The sequence below is a fragment of the Microcoleus sp. AT3-D2 genome, from assembly GCF_036705715.1.
In the GTDB taxonomy this organism is placed as follows: Bacteria; Cyanobacteriota; Cyanobacteriia; order Cyanobacteriales; family Microcoleaceae; genus Microcoleus.
Genome location: NZ_JAUBVE010000012.1, coordinates 76,480 through 95,091, shown reverse-complemented (window position 1 = coordinate 95,091; position 18,612 = coordinate 76,480). Strand labels below are relative to the sequence as shown.

Genomic DNA, 18,612 nt, shown 5'->3' with positions numbered 1-18,612 from the left:
GTGGTGGCACTGTAGAAGAACCAGGCGGTGGTGGCACTGTAGAAGAACCAGGCGGTGGTGGCACTGTAGAAGAACCAGGCGGTGGTGGCACTGTAGAAGAACCAATCGGCGGTGGTGGCACTGTAGAAGAACCAGGCGGTGGTGGCACTGTAGAAGAACCAATCGGCGGTGGTGGCATAGGAACAGGCAACCCAAACATATTCCCGATCGGATTACCGAACTCTAACGGAACTCCATTGGGTATAACGGAACCTAACAATCTGCCTCTTAGTGTGCCTCCCACGGTAAGTTTTTCCCAAGCTACTTACAAAGTCAAGGAAAGTTCCACAGGAGTCGTTCAGGCAGAAATTACTCTCACTCGCGCTGGGGATCTAGACAAAATTTCCAGGGCGTACATACAACCTGTTACTGGTGGTTCAGCGACTTTGGGAACAGATTGGAACTTTGCCTCCAGTTACTCTGGTCAAGTCACCTTTAACCCAGGCGAAGATACCAAAACTTTCACAATAGGCATCTTATCGGATAGTCAAGCTGAGGGAACAGAAGAAATCGCGTTTCGGATAGCTAGTGCGGATAATGCCGATATTGGCACTCAAAGCTCTACCACCTTGCAAATTTTGGATCAAGTTTTCACCAACGAACTCGCGGATCTGAAGATACCTGGTTTTGTCGGCCCTAATGCCTGGGGAGACTACGACAATGACGGCGATTTGGATCTGTTGGTGATGGAAGGAGGTAGTTTACCAAACAACCCACTTTCTTTTCCCCGATCGCAATACCTCCCGAAAGTGTACAGCAACGAAGGTGCTCAAGGCTTTAAACCAATTGATATAGGGCTGCCTCCCGTTTATGGAGGTGTGATTCAGGAAAATGGGAAGAATCATGATTCCAAACCTTCTGCTACCTGGGGAGACAGCGACAATGATGGCGATCTCGATATCTTGCTCACAGGCGTAATTAATGAAGGAGACACCTCTGGTTCGCCACGCTACACCCCCATCACCGGACTGTACCGGAACCAAAAGACTGATAGCACTATTCCCAATTACCCAACCTCCATCGACACCACTAAATTTACTCTAGACACGAGGGTAAAGCTGCCTGGTATTTTCAGCGGTTCCGCAGCTTGGGGAGACTACAACAACGATGGCAGAAAGGATCTCGTACTCACAGGTGACACGAGTTCAGGATACATCGCCAAAGTGTTCCGCAACGAACCCATTGGTTTTAACAACGGCAGTATCTTTAACTACGCCCTTACCTTTGAGGAGGAGACTGGGGCTAGCTTGCCCGGTGTTATTGGCAATGCGGCCTGGGGAGACTACAACAACGATGGCAAACCCGATATCTTGCTGACAGGGGACACCGCTCTAAAAAGCGACCCCAAGCCAAATTACATCGCAAAATTGTATCGCAACACTGGCAATGGCTTTACCGAAGAGAGCAATCCACTACTGCAATATCAAAACCCCCAAGAACCTATTATTTACGGTGCATGGGGAGACTCCTACGGCGATGGCAAACTAGATATCTTGCTTACAGGTGGATCGTCGCGTCCAAATGAATGGAACTACGGCCGTACCAGATTGCTCGGAAACAATAGCTATGGGGATACTACTAGCTTTCAGGAAGCTTACACATTCGGGTATGGTGGTAGTCCCGGTGCGTGGGGAGACTACGACAACAATGGCAAGCTGGATATCCTTGTGACAGAACTGGATGGTAATTCGGGTTCCAGTGTCGCGAAAGTTTACGAAAGAAATGATTCTGGCAGCAATTTTGAACTCCTCAAGGATTCAGGGCTGCCTAATAATGTTGCCAGCCCGAGTTCTTGGGGAGACTATGACGAGGACGGCAGACTAGATATTGCACTCACGACAAGAGATGATTCATCTTTTCCGGGTGGCAGCTTTGTCAAAATCTACCGCAACAACACCCCTGATGCGAACACCCGACCCTCTGCACCTCAACCTCAATTTTTACAGTCTCATACTATTTCAGAAGAAGGAGTTGTATTAAGTTGGCGGCCAGCACAGAGTAGTACCTCAATCGACGGTAAAACTCTGGACTCTAAAACTCCTGATCGGGGTTTAAGTTACAACCTGCAAGTTTGGACTACTCGTCCCAATCCCAACGGTGGTGATAAGCCCCCCATTAAAGAGTACATTGTTGGCCCCATGTCCGGTGATGACGGAACTCGGCAAGTAGTGCAGTTGGGGAATGTCAACCAAGCCAAGATCAACCAAAACTACGGGGAGTACAATTGGCTGCTCAAGCCAGATTACTTAATCCCTGGACAAACTTATAACTGGAGTGTACAGGCGATCGACAGTGCTTGGGCGGGTTCACCTTTTGCCCAAGGAGAATTTAAAGCCCCCGATATCAAACCAACCCTCACTATCACTGCTACAGATCCAAATACGGCGGAAACAATCCCTGCAACCGAAGAACCCAATCCTGGAAAATTCACTATTACCCGTACTGGTGGCAACCTCGCTAACCCGCTGGATGTCTATTACAAAGTGGATAATCGGCTCGATAATATAAGCTACACTCCCATACCTGATACTGCTATACCCGGTATAGATTACCAATTGCTTTCCGAGTCCGGTGAGCCCTTGCAATCTAACGAGTCCGGCAACTTTATCACCATTCCAGCCGGTAAACCCAGCGTCAACATGGTTGTCAAGGTCAACGACGATAACCTGGTAGAAGGCGACGAGAAAGTTTTTATCACCTTACATTCTGACTACTCCCAAAAGGTAGGCGATCCCTCTCGTGCTATTGTGACGATCGCGGACGACGACCCCAATAACCCGCCTGGAGGTACTGTTATTGACGGCTACATAGACGGTGCAACTGTGTTCTTAGACGCCAACAAAAACGCCGTCCTCGATACCAACGAACCATCTACCACAACCGATTCAGGCGGTAAATTCAATCTCAACATCCCCTTCGAGATTTTCGACACCAACAACAACGGAGAAATAGACCCAGAAGAAGGGCATTTAGTAGCCATAGGAGGCATTGACACCGCCACCGGCTTACCCCTAGAAACACCAGTCACCGCACCACCAGATGCGAGTGTAGTCACCCTCCTAACCAGCTTAATCGCCGACTTAACCGACAAAGGAATTACACAAGAAGAAGCCCAATCTTTAGTCAAAGCCGCCCTTGGACTCCCCGCTGAAGTTGACCTAACTAGCTTAGATCCAATAGAAGCTACCAACAACAACGTACCGGGCGGAGTCCAAGTCTTAGCAGAAATGGTGAAAGTCCAAAACTTCATCACCCAAACCAGCGGTTTGATTGACGGTGCTTCCAGTGCAGTCAATACTGATATTGTCAAGGCTGTTGTCAGTTCAATTACCAATCAAATTGAATCAGGTACAGTCTTAAACCTCAGCAATGCAGCAGCTTTAGAACCAATCATTCAGCAAGCAGCCGCTAAAATCCAGCAAATAGACCCCAGTTTCAACTCTCAACAAGTCAGCCAAATTACATCGCAATCCGCGACAGTAATGGCAACAGCCAATCAGCGCATTGATGTGGCTGTCTCCAACCCAACAGGAACATCAATTCCTGAATCACTTGCCCGCCTCCAACAAGTAGCCTTGGGCCCAACCACTCAAGACTTCAAAGAAGTTGGTACAGGAAATAAACCTATTTCCCAGCTAGTTGCTGACAATACTGGTACTGCTTTAGATAGCAGAATTGAAGCTGTAGTATTGCCGACTGGGATTGCAACTCCTGTTGTCAGCGGCGATGCTGATTTGGGCAGCAATTCCCCGGATGCAATTATCGGTACAAATGGCGACGATATCCTGACTGGCGACAGCGGGAATAATGTGTTGATGGGGATGAGGGGCAATGATTCCCTCGACGGAAGTCTGGGGAATGACACTATTTTCGGGGGCAAAGGTAGCGATACAATCCTGGGAAGTAGCGGTGATGATGTCTTATTTGGCAACCGTGGTGCTGATATCTTGAATGGTGATGATGGTAATGATATTCTTTACGGAGGTAAGGGAGATGATTTACTGGCGGGCGGTTTGGGAAGTGATACTTTGGTAGGAGGAAGGGGATTAGATAAGTTCTTACTCTCTACCAATTCCGGTACTGATACTATTGCTGATTTTGAAGTCAGTCAAGACTTGTTAGTATTGGGTAACGGGTTGAGTTTCTCGCAATTGGCTATTGCTCAAGATAGCGGTTCGACTTTAATCCGGTTGGCACAAACAGGGGAGATTTTAGCTTCTCTCAATGGTGTTTCGGCTAGCAGTATTAGTGCTGCTAATTTCGGGTTGATTTAAAGGTTCGTAATGAGGACTTTCGTCCTTATTATTCTTCAGTCTCTTAGAGACGGGCTTCGTTTGTATATATGCGGTTTCAACCGCTGACTATCAAGGCCTTGATCCCCCCTAACCCCCCTTAAAAAGGGGGGGACAAGAAACTTCTCAAAGTCCCCCTTCTTAAGGGGGATTTAGGGGGATCTGACCTCGGCGGTAAACGAGAGATCAAGAGGGTTTTAGACTTAAGTTGACACCAATAGCCTAAACGGAATTCGTTTGTATATATGCGGTTTCAACCGCTTACTCTCAAGGCCTTGATCCCCCCTAACCCCCCTTAAAAAGGGGGGGACAAGAATCTTCTCAAAGTCCCCCTTCTTAAGGGGGATTTAGGGGGATCTTGCCTCGGCGGTAAACGAGAGATAAAGAGGGTTTTAGACTTAAGTTGACACCAATAGCCTAAACCGTATTAATTACAAATCAGCACCGCTGATATCGCATTCCTGGTAACTGCGAAACTAATCCCAACAATTCCAACTGCAAAAGTATACTAGAAACTGTTCCCGCTTCCAATCCCGCTGCTTCCACAATTACATCAAAAGAAATCGGCCCAGATTCGATCGCACTTAACACCTTAGCCAATTCCGGCTCCAACGGCGGCCCTTGCTTCTCAACCGTCGGATTTGGAGGAAATAGCGACAACTGCTCGGCTCTATCCAATTTTGGCATAGCTCCGAGCATTTCCAACAACCTGTCTTCGCTTAACAGTCGATCGCTACTCGGCAGAATCGGATGAGCACCTTTACTCAGCAACTCCAAACACCCAAAGGAACGCTCATCATCCAATCTGCCCGTCAGAACATACACATCCCGGCAAAAATCATTCGCTTGATAAGCAGTAATTAAAGCACCCGATTTATGCGGAGCTTCTATCACGATTGTAGCGCGGCTTAAGCCAGCAATTATGCGATTTCGGCGCGGAAAATTAGTTCTATTCGGTTGAGTCCCCGCCGGATATTCACTAATTACCAATCCCTGCTGCAAAATGCGATCGCACAACCTCTCATTTTGTTTAGGATATACAATATCTACTCCCGTCCCCACTACTGCAAAAGTCCTTCCTCCCGCCTCCAAACAGCCTGTATGAGCCTCTGTATCAATGCCCGCAGCCAATCCCGAAACCACGGTAAAACCGCTTCTAGCCAAAGCCGTACTAATTTTGCGAGTCCACCTTCTGCCGTATTCCGAAGGGCTGCGAGTACCAACCATTGCCACCGTCGGCGTAATTCCGTGATTCTCTTTGCGATCGACATTACCACGATAATACAACACCGGTGGCGGATTGGGAATTTCTAATAATAAGCGGGGATAATCTGGATCGGCGGGCGTCCAAAAACAGGGATTTTTTATAAGATGTTTCTCGATAAATTCTTCAGGATTAAGTTTAGTGCGTTCTTGCACAATGGTTTCAATTATCTGCTTGCCGAACCCTTCGATTCGCATTAAATCTACTGGTTTTGCCGCCCAAGCTTCTGCCAAACTATTGAAATTTTGGTGCAATCTTTGCAACAAAATCGGCCCGATACCGTTAATTTGCGACCATGCTAACCAGTAAGCGCGTTCTTCTAGCAACGAGTTACCCTCAACTTATCTGAGAATAATTTTATCATTTTTTGTTGAATGAATAGTAGGGAAACGGCATTGCCGTGTCCTGTATTCCTTGGGTAGGGAAATGGCACTGCCGTGTCCTGTATTTTCACAGATGTCCGGGTAAGGAAACGGCACTGCCGTGTCCTGTATTTACACGTATTTAAAACTGCTATATAAATGTTTTTTTACGAACCGCCAAGGCGCGTTAGCGCTAGAACGCGAAGAGAATTAAGAGGGAGATAAACAATTACTGGCTAAGCTTTCCAATCTACGAAACGGGCGTAAATATAAGCAATGATTTCTCCGATTACAGTCCGAAAACCTTCGCTCGATTTCCACCATTCTTGTGAGTTGTAATCTTGCGGTTCAGCAGCTATAATCCCGACTTTAGTGTCAGGATTCAGCACTTCTTTGAAAACAATCCAACTTCTGCGGGCGTGAGGGCCAAAGGAATAAAGATTAATTGAGTCAACTTTTATGGCAGAAGCAGCCAGCCAATCCCGAAGTGCGATCGCAGAAGCAGCAGTGCGGTGTTTCACAACACTCGCTGCTGGTACTGCTACTACTTTGTTTTTATCAAATCCTAGCGCAATACAAGTCGCGGCAGTTAGTGCGGCATAATTTTTATATTCAGCAAGATAGTAGCCTTTACTTAAAGGAACTCCTGTGGTAATTAATTGGCGGTATTCCCCTTTTTTGAATTCGGCGATCGCACTTTCGATCGCATAATCCGGCAACCAGCCTTCGACAACCAAGATATCTGCTTTAATCGGCGCATTTACCGCCAAAAACGGATGGATATTTGTGAGAATTAAGATCATTGCAATTATTAATCCCATCAGAGCAATTACCCAACCTTCCTTGGTAACTGCCCACATTTCTCGGCGGCGGATTAGACGAATTCTCATTTTAACTCGATCTAGATGTTTTCGGCTATGGAGACCGATTCGGCGAGACTGGGGAAGAGGGAAATACTGGGAAAGTGATAGAATTTCCCAATGCCCAATGCCCCATTCCCAATGCCCCATTCCCAAATTATTGGTGTTTCAGATACTCAAAAACGCTTTTATCCCCGATATCCTGCGGCATTGGTTGAAAAAACTTACGCACAGCAAAGATGATAAACAAAGCCGCCCAAATTGCCAGCAAAAATTGTTCATTCTCGGCTGACAAAAATCCAAAAATATGTCCTAAAATTAACAAAGGAACTCCCGGAGTCAAAAACTTAGTTTCGAGGCGATTAAAGCAGAATGCTTCCTTAAAATAAATGCCATTTAAGGCAGCAAAAGTAAAGCCAATTCCCCACAACGTGGCGGGATGTTCGTACACTGCTAAAGCTAGAGGTTGGCTACTTTGTAGGGCGACAAACAATGCTGCCGCGCCGCCGATCGCCCAAAACGCCTGTAGTGTGCGGTGCAGCGCAATCATGTAAATGTGAATAGTTGCCAAGCTGACGCCTAAAGCTATCCAGAAACAAGCAAAAACAGGCGTTACAGCTTGGATTGCCATCGGGTTGTCACCCTGTTGTAGCACCAGAGTAGCGCCGATCGCAAAACACAGCGCCGCCACCCCCAATCCGGCGCGGTAAATCAACACTCCCGTGCGATCGTTTTGAGTAATCGTAAATTCGCCGAATTGTCCTTGATAGACTGGCGATTCATCAGGTGATTTCAGTAGTTGCATTACAGCTTCCTCCTATTAGACACAATGTACTTCTGCCAAGATATACTGTATTGATAAACCGATCCAGCGAGACCGAGCGATGCCTAAATTTAACAAGCCTAAACTTAACCAGCCTAAAGTTAACAAGTCTAAAGTTAACAAGTCTAAAGTGGACGATCGCCCCGATCAAAGCAAATCCCTTTCTTCAGAATCCGAACTTCCTCCAGTTCAGCTTGATGAAACCATTGTAGCAGGCAGAAGACCGAAACCGGTCAACGACTTTCAGAGCCTGCTGGAGGAATTATCCGAATTGAGAGCGGGGTTCGATCCAGAAATGTTAGCGCATCTCGATAAAAATATGCCATTTAATAACAAGCAATTTGAAACTAAAATCAGTAAGATTTTGGGGTCAAAAAATATTGATTTCAGCCTAAAAAATTCAGTCAAATATCTAGAGTACATCAAGCAAAATATTCAACTTCCCTGCCACGTTACCGGCATAGAAGAGTTTGAATGGGAAGAAGAATATACAATGGGTTCGGGCAGCAAAAAAGAATATGCACGGCTCAAAAAAACTCAACCTTCTTATACTGATAGATTCACAATTAATCGGTTGGAAGATTTGGTGCTTCAGGAAGAAGGCATATTTGTGGAAGTGCAGCGCGTCAGCGATCGCCAAAAGTTTATGTTGCCTTTATCAGAGTTAGAATCAGTTGATGTGATCTCCCGGAACAATCAGTTATTAGATGATTATGCCGTGTGGTTTATCAATTATTAAGGAAGAGTGGAAAAGTGGAAAAGTGGGGGAGGGGAAGAGGGGGAGAAGGGGAGAGTGGGGGATAGGAAAAATCTTCCTTCTTCCTTCTTCCTTCTTCCTTCTTCCTTCTTCCTTCTTCCTTCTTCCTTCTTCCTTCTTAATTAAATGGAAGCCGGCAAGTGCGATCGCGAAACCAAAGCCAAAGCTTCAACCAAACTGCGAACAGCCGCAATCATCGCCACTTCGCTATTAAGTTGGCTGACAGCAGAACCGACACCAACACCCGCAGCACCGGCTCCAATAGCGAGGGGTGCGGTGACGCTGGAAATACCGGAAGCGCAGAGTACGGGGACGGATACGGCGCGGGAAATTTCAAAGGCTGCGGCCAAAGTAGGCGCTGCTTTTTCAATTAATCCCAAGGTGCCAGCGTGAATTGGTTGGGCGCTGGTGCCACCTTCGGTTTGGATGATATTAGCCCCAGCTTTGACTAATTCAATTGCTAATTGCACTTGTTTGTCGAGTGCCAAAATGTGGGGAACTGTCACAGAAAGAGTGATGTTTGGAAATAGCGATCGAGTTTCGCGAGTCAACTGCAAAACTTCCTCAGCTTCAAAGCGGCGGCCTACTGCGTAGAAAGCATCAAAGTTGCCAATTTCAATCAAATCAGCCCCAGCTTCTACCGCAGACACAAACTTTTCCGGTTCCACAGCCGAGACACAAATTGGCAAATTTGTCAACTGTTTTGCCATCAATACCAAATCTCGATCGGCAGCAATATCGACAAAGGAAGCACCGCCGAGATCCGCTGCTTTGACGACAGCCGCAACGTTTGCTGCATCAAAATTATTTAAACCGCTGATAATTTTCAGGGCGCGACCTTGCTCAAAAGCGCGCTGCAATTTAGAATTTACACTCATCGTTAGTTTTCCCAGTCAAAAAATTTCTTAGACTCATTTTGACACAAATTAGAAGATTTTTTGATTTTTAATTCTTAATTTTTAATTACTACGCGGCTGGCGAAATTTGTAAACATCTTTGATAACTTGTGCCCAGCCGTCAGAGAGAGATTCTAGAATACGAGTTCCCTTTTCTTTCGTCGCCACCGTCGCATCGCCCAACACACCACTTTCAGTCAACTCTCGCGTCAGCCAAGCAAAAGGCAAATTCCCTTCCATACTCAGCAAACTGTCTGTTGGTAAACCTTGCGGATATTCTGTAACAGCCAGTTCCATTTTTACCTGCGACGGCAAAATTGCCAACATCAAACTCGTTTCTGCATCGCCCGCGTGAATCCCAAACTCCAACTCCTTCGCAGTTAATAATTCAGCAGCCACATTCGGAACGCGCCAAACAAACAGCGGAAAAACAGAGAAATCCTGATATTTTTGATGAATATCCCGCGCCGCAATTTCCATCACCTGCGGCTGTCCGCCGTGACCATTCATTAACACTAATTTCCGAAATCCCGCCTGATAAATACTGTCCGCAATTTCGCTGATTACTGCTAAAAGTGTCTGAGCACTGAGCATAATTGTACCGGGAAAATGGCAGTGCTCGTTCGACTTGCCATAGTACAAAGGTGGCAAAGCATACGCGGGAATATTTGCCTCTAACTTTGCCAGGGCTTTGCCTGTCACCGCCTGGCTAATTGCCGCATCTACAATTAAAGGCAAATGGGGGCCGTGCTGTTCGATCGCACCTAGCGGCAGAATTATCACAGTATTTTCCTTATCCGGCATAGACTGAATTTCTATCCAAGTTAGATAGGAAAAAAAGCGCGATTCGGGAATAAAATTGTGCATAAGGTGGCGACAAGAGTAAAGGCAACTAAGGCAATCCACTAGCAGGAAAAATAAAAAGTAATTACCAAGATAGATAACTAATTTTGTCTCTCGGTAAATGCTATGATTTTTATCAGATGGTTTAAGAGGGCGCTGATGTATGCTCGCCAGCTCAGACCGAAAGACATAGAGACCATTAATTGATGGAAGCTTGGCACACCCCACAAACTAATTTAACCGACATTCCGATCGCCGAGGAACTGTCGCGCCGCACCCCTCGATCGCACGATCAAAAAGCAGAAAACCGAGCGCTGCAAACGCTGGCTCGACAACTGGCAACCTCACCCCACACGCTTCTCAAAACACTGGTTGCGATCGCTCAAGATTTGTGCGACGCAGGAAGCGTCGGAGTCTGCTTGCTAGAAGAAAATGCAACTTCCGAACAAATATTTCGCTGGGAAGCCTTGGCGGGAGCCTGGGAAGCAGCAGAACACAGAAACACACCCCGCAAGTTGCGTTTGTCGGGAGCCGGCTTTGATCGCCAAACTCCCCAGCTTTACTTCGCTCCCGAACAATACTTCACCGACTTACAGCAGCTAAAATTGCCGATCGCCGAAGCATTAGTCGTGCCGCTGCAAGCAGAAAATCAACCGCTGGGGGCAATATGGATTGTATCTCACGATTCCGATAGCCAATTCGATGCCGAAGACTTGCGGATCGCGATCGTCCTAGCAGACTTTGCCGTTGCCGCCGTACAAATCGATCGCGCCAATCAAACTAAAGAAGCTTTGCGAGAAAGCGCAGAACGCTGGCAGCTAGCCTGTGCCGGCAACAACGACGGCATTTGGGATCACAACCTGCAAACAAATTGCTCTGTAGTGAGTGATCGCTGTTTAGAGATTTTGGAACGTCGGCCTGAAGAAGTCAAGGACTTCAGCCAATTTTTGAGCTACATTCATCCCGATGATGTGGAGATAATGCAAAGCAATTGGCAGCAGCACCTGAATCGAGAAACCTCACATTACTGCTGCGAGTACCGCATTCGCCGTCGGGACGGGCGCTACAAATGGGTTTTAGCCAGAGGGCGAGCAATTTGGGACGAGTCAGGCAATCCCTTGCGGGCTGTGGGTTCCCTGACAGATATCAGCGATCGCAAACAAACTGAAATTGCCTTAAAACAAAGCGAAGAACGTTTGAGCGTCGCCATCGAAGGCTCAGGCATGGCAACCTGGGATTTAGACGTGCGAACAAATCGAGTAATTTGGTCGGCGACCCATTTCAGCATTTTGGGCTGCGAACCAGTACCAGACGGCGAAGTAAGCGTAGCTGTGTGGGAAAACTGCGTGCATCCAGACGACTTAAAGCAAGTCCTGCAGGCAATAGAAACAGCTAGGCAAACCCGATCGCTCTACTCCCCCGAATACCGCATCATCCGGGCCGACAACGGAGAAATCCGCTGGTTGAGAGCGTTCGGGCGCTATCTCTACGACGCCGCAGGCGAAGCAGTGCGGTTTATCGGAGTATTATTTGATGCTACCGATCGCAAAATCGCCGAACTCGCCTTGCAAGAAAGCCACAACCGCTTTCAGTTAGCTACAAGGGCGATCGACGGCCTGGTGTTTGAGTGGGATTTCGCAGCGAACTCAGTTTACCGTTCCGAGGGACTGTACTCGATCGTCGGTATCTGCCCAGAGGATGCACCCGCAACACCAGAGTGGTGGAGAGAACGCATCCATCCCGCCGATTTTGCAAGCCTCCAGGCCGGGGGGCAATCAATCTTGAATATTCCGGATCGCTACGAAGTCGAGTACCGAGTCCGGCACGAAGACGGGCGCTGGATAGACGTTTGGGAGCGCGGCTGTTCGATCCGCAACCAGCAAGGTGAACTGACCAAAATAGTCGGCTTCACCAGCAACATTACCAAGCGCAAACAAGCAGAAGCAGCACTGCGCGAGCGTGAAACCCACCTGCAGTTGATTCTCGACAGCGCCAAAGACTACGCCATCTTCACCATCGACACCAACGGACACGTGACCAGTTGGAACGCAGGTGCCGAGAGATTGCTGGGCTATCCCGAAGCTGAAATCGTCGGGCAGCACGGACGCATCATCTTCACCCCAGAAGACTCTGCTGCCCGAAAGCCGGAAGCAGAAATGCACATCGCCCTGACTCAGGGAAAAGCAGAAAACGAGCGCTGGCATCTCCGCAAAGATGGCAGCCGCTTTTGGGGCAGCGGACTGGTGATGCCCCTGCGCGACGCAGCCGGCGAGGGGCAAGGTTTCCTGAAAATTCTGCAGGACAAAACCGAGCGCCGGCAAATAGAAGAAGCACTGCGGCAAAGCGAAAATCTCTACCGCACCCTCGCCGATGGCGTCCCGGAATTAATGTGGATCAACACGGCCGACGGCAGGTTAGAGTTTTGCAACCAACACTGGAAAAGCTATACAGGCATGATGCCAGAATTGCCGCTGGCTGCGCCGGTGCTGCACTTATTTCATCCTGATGATCTGCCAACAGTTGTCGCCACGCGCACTCCTGCGATTGAAGCAGGAGAAGCCTACGAATTCGAGTGTCGGGTACGCAGGTTTGATGGTACTTACCGCTGGCATCTAGCGCGACTTGTGCCCGTCAAAGACAGGAACGGACAGGTGGTGCAATGGGCTGGAATCGGGATTGATATTGACGATCGCAAACGAGCCGAAGAAAGCTTAGCAGAAAGCGACCGCCGCTTCCGTTTTCTGGCTGAGTCGCTGCCCCACCTGATTTGGAACGTAGACTCTGCCGGGGAAATTCGTTTTACCAATCAACAAAAATGGTTGGAATATCTGGGAATGTCTTACGAGGAAGCCGCTCAAAACAATTGGGAATCCCTAGTCCCGCCCTCGGATTTGGCAGAATCTTGGGCCCGCTGGGAAGAATGTCTAATCACAGGAGAAGTTTATCAAGTTGAGCTGCGCCTGCGGCGGGCCGCAGACCAAATGGAACGCTGGCATTTGTCCCGCGCCGTCCCAATTCGCGGCGCAGGAGGCCAGGTTGTCGAGTGGATCGGCACGAATACCGATATTCATGATCGCAAAAGGGCCCAACTGAACGAGCAGTTTCTCGGAGAGCTCGAACTCCGCTTGCGGCAGCGCTCCAACCCCGCAGAAATGTTGTGGGAAGCCATGCACAGTCTGGGAGAATATTTAAATGCCGATCGCTGCGTGTGGCACGAAATCGATGTCGAAGCCGATCGGGCAATTGTCCACCAAGACTGGCATCAGTCCGCCCTTGCTAGCGCCGCCGGTACCTATCAAATCTCAGACTTTAAGACACCAGAACTGAAAGCTCTCTCTATGGCAGGTCAAACACTTGTCATTTCAGATATCGCTAATCACCCGCATACAGCGCATTTGGTCGATAACTACGGGGCCGCTAGCATTCGCGCTTTGGTCGATGTTCCCTGCCTTCAGGAAGGGCGCTGGGTGGCTCTTTTGGTAGTGACATCAAAGGCGGTGCGACACTGGCGGCCCGATGAAGTTTGGCTGATGCAAGAAGTGGTGGCTCGCCTCTGGACGGTGATCCTGCACGCGCGAGCCCTACAGGATCTGCACGAAAGCGAGGCTCGGTTCCGCGCTCTAGCTGACAACATCGCTCAGTTGGCATGGATGACAGATGCCACCGGCTGGATTTTCTGGTACAACCAGCGCTGGTTTGACTACACGGGCACCACCCTAGAGGAAATGCAGGGCTGGGGCTGGCAGCAGGTGCACCACCCGGAACACCTCGATCGCGTTGTCGCAAAATTTAGGCGCTGCATTGAAATAGCCGAACCCTGGGAAGATACTTTCCCCTTGCGCGGCAAAGACGGATCGTACCGCTGGTTTCTCTCCCGCGCCGTGCCGATTCGCGACGATCAGGGCAACGTGCTGCGCTGGTGTGGCACCAACACCGATATTACCGATCGCAAAGTTGCAGAAGCGGAACGGGAACGCCTTCTAGCACGGGAAAAGGCAGCGCGGGAAGAAGCAGAACGCGCTAACCGCGTCAAAGATGAATTTTTGGCTGTTTTGTCCCACGAATTGCGGACTCCCTTAAACCCGATTATGGGCTGGACGAAGCTGCTGCGATCAAACATTCTGACACCGGAAAAGCAGCGTTACGCCTTAGAGACGATCGAGCGCAACGCCAAACTGCAAACCCAGCTTATCGAAGATTTGCTCGACGTGTCGGGGATTCTGCAAGGCAAGGTCAGCTTGAATATTGCACCTGTGGATTTAGCCGGGGTCATCGGCGCTGCTATTGAAACGGTGCGTCTGGCGGCCCAAGTCAAGTCGATTCAAATCAGCACTCAATTTGCACGGAATCTCGGCCCGGTGTTGGGCGATGCGGGCAGACTTCAGCAGGTAGTCTGGAATTTGCTGTCGAATGCCGTCAAGTTCACCCCGCCGTCCGGCAAAATCGAAGTCGTTCTCGATCGGGTGGACACCTTGGCCCAAATTACTGTAACTGATACGGGAAAAGGTATCGAACCTGATTTTCTGCCCTATGTATTCGACTACTTCCAGCAAGCTGACAGCTCGATGACGCGCAAGTTTGGCGGATTGGGTTTAGGATTGGCGATCGTCCGCCATCTCGTCGAACTCCACGGTGGCACGGTAAAATCGGAAAGTGCAGGCGAAGGAAAAGGCGCGACATTTACCGTCAGGATACCCCTGATGCCGGTGCAACCTCAGACAAGTCTTGCGGCCGCTGCGCCAAAGCAATCCTTCAATTTGAGCGGTATCCGCGTGTTAGCGGTGGATGATGATGCCGATGCGCGAGATTTGGTTGTTTTTCTGCTTGAGGATTGTGGGGCAAGTGTTACAGCAGTTGCTAACGCCGCCGATGCCTTGGCAGTTTTAGCTGAGTCTGTGCCGGATTTGCTGTTGAGCGATATTGGAATGCCCGACACCGACGGTTATATGTTGATGCGACAGGTTCGGGCTCTGGCGCCTGACCAAGGGGGACTGGTTCCGGCGATCGCCCTCACGGCTTATGCTGGAGAAATTGACTATCAGCAGGCGCTGGCTGCGGGGTTCCAGCGGCACATTGGTAAGCCTTTAGACCCCGAAAAGTTGGTGCAGGGGATTTGGGAGGTGTTCGGTCGATCGGGCAAAAACATTGTTTAAAGTGTTTTTGTGTCGGAAAAGTCTTTATTTAACGAACCGCGAAGACGCAAAGAACGCAAAGGAAGAAGGGAAGAAGAAAAGAAGAAATAAATAATATCAAGTCCGGTTATATCTAAATGATATCGAGGGTGCAATGGTTGTTCGATCGCGCATTATCTCATATCGTTTCCGGTTGCATCGGTATTGTTCAAACAGTCAACAGTCAACAGTCAACAGTTAACAGTCATGTCTGAGTGCAACCGGAGTTGATATCAAACGAAAAAACCCCACCGATGGAGGTTTTTTGATGATTATTGGTGCTAGTCGGACAGGTTAAAACATCCTGTCCCTGCATGATGCCCACAGCCCTAAGACTCAATTTTTAGCGGTAGTCACTTCGCACGGCTGGCTCGCGATCACTCGTTGTAGTTGTATAGCGGACATTTTCTTCGCGTTTGCGGGGAATCAAGCCCAACAAACCAGACAAGCCTAGCAATCCCAACCATCCCCAATCAAAATCGCGATCGGTTTCAGCAGTGTAGACATCGGAGCGAGGAGTGGTGGTGGTGGTGGTAGTGTTGTTAGTACCAGGAGTTGTATCTGTCTGAGCAGAAGCAGGCAGATGAGCTGGTGCTATGGCTAAACCAGCAGCTATAATACCTGCACCGATTGCTTTGGATAAATCAGAACGTTTCATAATTCAAATGCTCTCTGTTGGCTAAAATCTTTAACTATCAAAACTATACCGATGGGCTATTAAAGTTAAATCCATCTCTAGCGGTAAACATTGCTAAGTTCCACGTATTACTACAGATTGATATCAAATTTTTAGCAGCCGCACGAAATTAAACATGGCTAGCAAAGGCAAAAACGGCACTCGCGCGGGGTGTCTCATATCGTTTCCGGTTGCATCGGTATTGTTCAAACAGTCAACAGTCAATCGATTTGAGATTTTAGATTTTAGATTAAAGAATTGAAGCATTGACCCCACGGATAAATTCGGGGGGCAAGTTTCATCGGATACAGGTTTTTTATTTCTGGACGGATGAATCACGTGGCGGGTATCCTGGATGCTTTCGGTCAACAGTCAACAGTCAACAGTCAACAATCATACAAATAATGTGTTGTTGACAAAAAAAGGTAAACTCAGATATTGCACAGACAAGTGTTGGAACTCGATCGACGGAGATCAAAACTTTTGGGTATAGAGCTACGCAGCTACGTATTTCTAGACAACTTGCAGCCGCAGCACGCAGCATACATCGGCACAGTCGCCGCCGGATTCTTGCCGCTGCCGGGGGATGCGTCGCTGTGGATAGAAATCTCGCCCGGTATCGAAATTAACCGAATTACCGATGTCGCCCTCAAATCTGCCTCCGTGCGCCCGGGAGTGCAGATAGTCGAACGCTTGTACGGCCTTCTGGAAGTACACTCGAGTCAGCAGGGGGAAACGCGGGCCGCAGGCAAAGCAATTCTAGAATTCATCGGACTCCGCAGAGAAGAATGTATCAAACCGCGAGTGATTTCCAGTCAAATTATTCGCAACATTGACCCCCACCAAACACAATTAATCAACCGCACCCGCCGCGGACAGTTGCTGCTGGCGGGACAAACGCTTTACGTCTTAGAAGTAGAACCGGCGGCCTATGCAGCCCTGGCCGCTAATGAAGCAGAAAAAGGCGCATCTATTAACATCTTAGAGGTTCAGGCTGTAGGCAGTTTCGGACGGCTTTACCTCGGCGGCGCAGAACGAGATATTATAGCAGGTTCCCAGGCAGCAATTGCGGCAGTGGAAAACGTGACGGGTCGAGAAAATCCAGCAATTGTTGGTCGCAAGGAATAGCCGTTAAAGGAGATGCAATTATGGCAAACACACAGCATTTAGCGCTGTTAAAAAAAGGTGCAGTTAGTTGGATTGAATGGAGAAATCTCAACCCAAATATAGAACCGGATCTCAGTGAAGCTAACCTCGCCGAAGCAAATCTCAGAGGTGCGTATCTTTGGCGATCGAACCTTTTTAAAACAGACTTGTTTAAGGCTAAATTAATTGCGGCAAACCTCGCCGAATCCAACCTCAGTTTAGCAAATCTTGCCGGAGCGCAACTGCTCGAAACTAATTTAATTAAAGCTAATTTAACTGGAACCAACCTGCGAGCGGCCGACATGAGGGGAGCTGATTTGAGCGGTGCTAATTTAATTGGGGCTGACCTTACCGCTGCTAATCTCCAACAAACCGATTTTGGAGAGGCGAATTTAATCGGTGCGGTGATGTTTCGAGTTAATGCGATGGGCGCAAACCTCAACTTTGCTAATCTCAGTCAAGCCAATCTGACTCAAGCCGAATTGATTGAAGCACATTGCTATGCAGCCAATTTCTCTAAAGCTAACCTCGCGGAAGCTCACTTCACAGCAGCATATCTTTTCCGGGCAAATCTCTGTTTTGCACAGTTGAGCGCGGCAGATTTCCGGTGGACAAACCTTGGCAAAGCTGATTTGAGAGGGGCTAATTTGACCGGAGCAAATCTCAGAGGAGCGAACTTGGCGGGAGCTAATCTGGGCGAAGCTATTTTGAAAAGAACAATCATGCCTGATGGCAGCATTGTTTGATAAATATTGGATAATATTTATTCTTCTAAAATAACTGCGATTGTGAAAAAAAAGTCAGTGGCGCGTTTACCGAAACGATTGTCAAAACATGAGCTTCTGGGGCGGGTTGAGGCTTTCTCTCTAATACAAATCCAAGATTGAGTAAACCCGCCTCGGCTCAAAAATCGCAACTGTCGATCGATTAATTTTGGCCAGCGGGCGATACTTGATAAAGTCCTCTAACAGGCCCTGAATCAGTAGGTGAACCTTCCTGCTGTGTGGGAAGTGTAAACTGATCTTGGAGTCCGGCGGGAGTAGGGAAACAGCCGCTTGGTTGAGATCCTAGCTGGCAAGCTGGAGGCAGCGCCATGACTGAGGAATCGAAGGGATTAACTGCATCCGGGACGCGCAGAATCGGATCGCTGGAAACTTGCCGCTGCATTACTCGTCGGTAAAAGCCGTTGATGCGACTGGCATCCCGCTCGATTTCTTTTTCGGGAAAGGCAACGACGCCGCTGGGGGAACCTATGCCTAAATAGTCGCCAAAGTAACCTTGCAAGCTGACGTTTTGGTAAAAGTCTCCTGAAGCTTCAAAGAATTGTCGGTTGAAGTCGTCGGCAATCGGGTGAAATCGCTCTGTTTGTGCTTGAGCTGGTTTGACGGATGCCAGCGCGGCAGAGGCGACAGCGAGAATCAACGCGCCACTCAGCCTTTTTAACTTTTGACTCATATATTTGGGCCTCCTTAATTAATTCCGA

12 protein-coding genes are annotated in these 18,612 nt (G+C 48.6%); 5 read left to right on the top strand and 7 right to left on the bottom strand.

The features are described from left to right. Positions 1-4,313: FG-GAP-like repeat-containing protein (locus QUB44_RS07950; RefSeq protein WP_333365259.1), on the top strand; the 4,313-nt coding region annotated here is incomplete at its 5' end. Positions 4,314-4,769: 456 nt separating this feature from the next. On the opposite strand, the gene dprA is transcribed toward QUB44_RS07950, so the two are convergent. The 3 genes from dprA to QUB44_RS07935 form a co-directional block, all read right to left on the bottom strand. Next, positions 4,770-5,921, bottom strand: coding sequence for a DNA-processing protein DprA (gene dprA, locus QUB44_RS07945; RefSeq protein ID WP_333365257.1), 1,152 nt, complete (start codon positions 5,919-5,921; stop codon positions 4,770-4,772). A 272-nt stretch (positions 5,922-6,193) separates the two neighbouring features. Continuing rightward, entirely contained in the window at positions 6,194-6,847 is a 654-nt protein-coding gene (locus QUB44_RS07940) for a YdcF family protein (protein ID WP_333365254.1), read from the bottom strand. Between the two features lie 127 nt (positions 6,848-6,974). Then, a complete protein-coding gene (locus QUB44_RS07935; protein WP_333139095.1) occupies positions 6,975-7,622 on the bottom strand; it encodes a DUF2301 domain-containing membrane protein in 648 nt (215 codons plus the stop codon). A 79-nt stretch (positions 7,623-7,701) separates the two neighbouring features. Between QUB44_RS07935 and QUB44_RS07930 the strand changes: the two genes are divergently transcribed. Continuing rightward, positions 7,702-8,379, top strand: coding sequence for a calcium-binding protein (locus tag QUB44_RS07930; RefSeq protein ID WP_333365251.1), 678 nt, complete (start codon positions 7,702-7,704; stop codon positions 8,377-8,379). Positions 8,380-8,519: 140 nt separating this feature from the next. On the opposite strand, the gene QUB44_RS07925 is transcribed toward QUB44_RS07930, so the two are convergent. Together QUB44_RS07925 and QUB44_RS07920 are read right to left on the bottom strand one after the other, a co-directional pair. Then, positions 8,520-9,275 carry a DUF561 domain-containing protein gene (locus QUB44_RS07925; RefSeq protein WP_333365249.1) on the bottom strand — a complete coding sequence of 252 codons (756 nt, stop codon included), beginning with the start codon at positions 9,273-9,275 and terminating at the stop codon, positions 8,520-8,522. Positions 9,276-9,356: 81 nt separating this feature from the next. Next, complete coding sequence (locus QUB44_RS07920) at positions 9,357-10,160, bottom strand: creatininase family protein (protein WP_333365246.1); 804 nt, start codon at positions 10,158-10,160, stop codon at positions 9,357-9,359. A 182-nt stretch (positions 10,161-10,342) separates the two neighbouring features. Here QUB44_RS07920 and QUB44_RS07915 point away from each other — a divergent pair, with 182 nt between their 5' ends. Continuing rightward, the gene (locus tag QUB44_RS07915) at positions 10,343-15,289 is read left to right on the top strand and encodes a PAS domain-containing protein (protein ID WP_333365242.1); all 4,947 of its coding nucleotides are present in this window, start codon (positions 10,343-10,345) and stop codon (positions 15,287-15,289) included. 361 nt (positions 15,290-15,650) lie between these two features. On the opposite strand, the gene QUB44_RS07910 is transcribed toward QUB44_RS07915, so the two are convergent. Beyond that, a complete protein-coding gene (locus tag QUB44_RS07910) occupies positions 15,651-15,965 on the bottom strand; it encodes a WGxxGxxG family protein (RefSeq protein ID WP_333365135.1) in 315 nt (104 codons plus the stop codon). A 501-nt stretch (positions 15,966-16,466) separates the two neighbouring features. Between QUB44_RS07910 and QUB44_RS07905 the strand changes: the two genes are divergently transcribed. Both QUB44_RS07905 and QUB44_RS07900 read left to right on the top strand, forming a co-directional pair. After that, positions 16,467-17,111 carry a hypothetical protein gene (locus QUB44_RS07905; RefSeq protein WP_333365132.1) on the top strand — a complete coding sequence of 215 codons (645 nt, stop codon included), beginning with the start codon at positions 16,467-16,469 and terminating at the stop codon, positions 17,109-17,111. Positions 17,112-17,131: 20 nt separating this feature from the next. Beyond that, positions 17,132-17,875 (top strand): pentapeptide repeat-containing protein, encoded by a 744-nt coding sequence (locus tag QUB44_RS07900; RefSeq protein WP_333365129.1) that lies wholly within the window; start codon positions 17,132-17,134, stop codon positions 17,873-17,875. 181 nt (positions 17,876-18,056) lie between these two features. On the opposite strand, the gene QUB44_RS07895 is transcribed toward QUB44_RS07900, so the two are convergent. Further along, a complete protein-coding gene (locus tag QUB44_RS07895) occupies positions 18,057-18,584 on the bottom strand; it encodes a hypothetical protein (RefSeq protein WP_333365126.1) in 528 nt (175 codons plus the stop codon). Between the last annotated feature and the right edge of the window lie 28 nt (positions 18,585-18,612).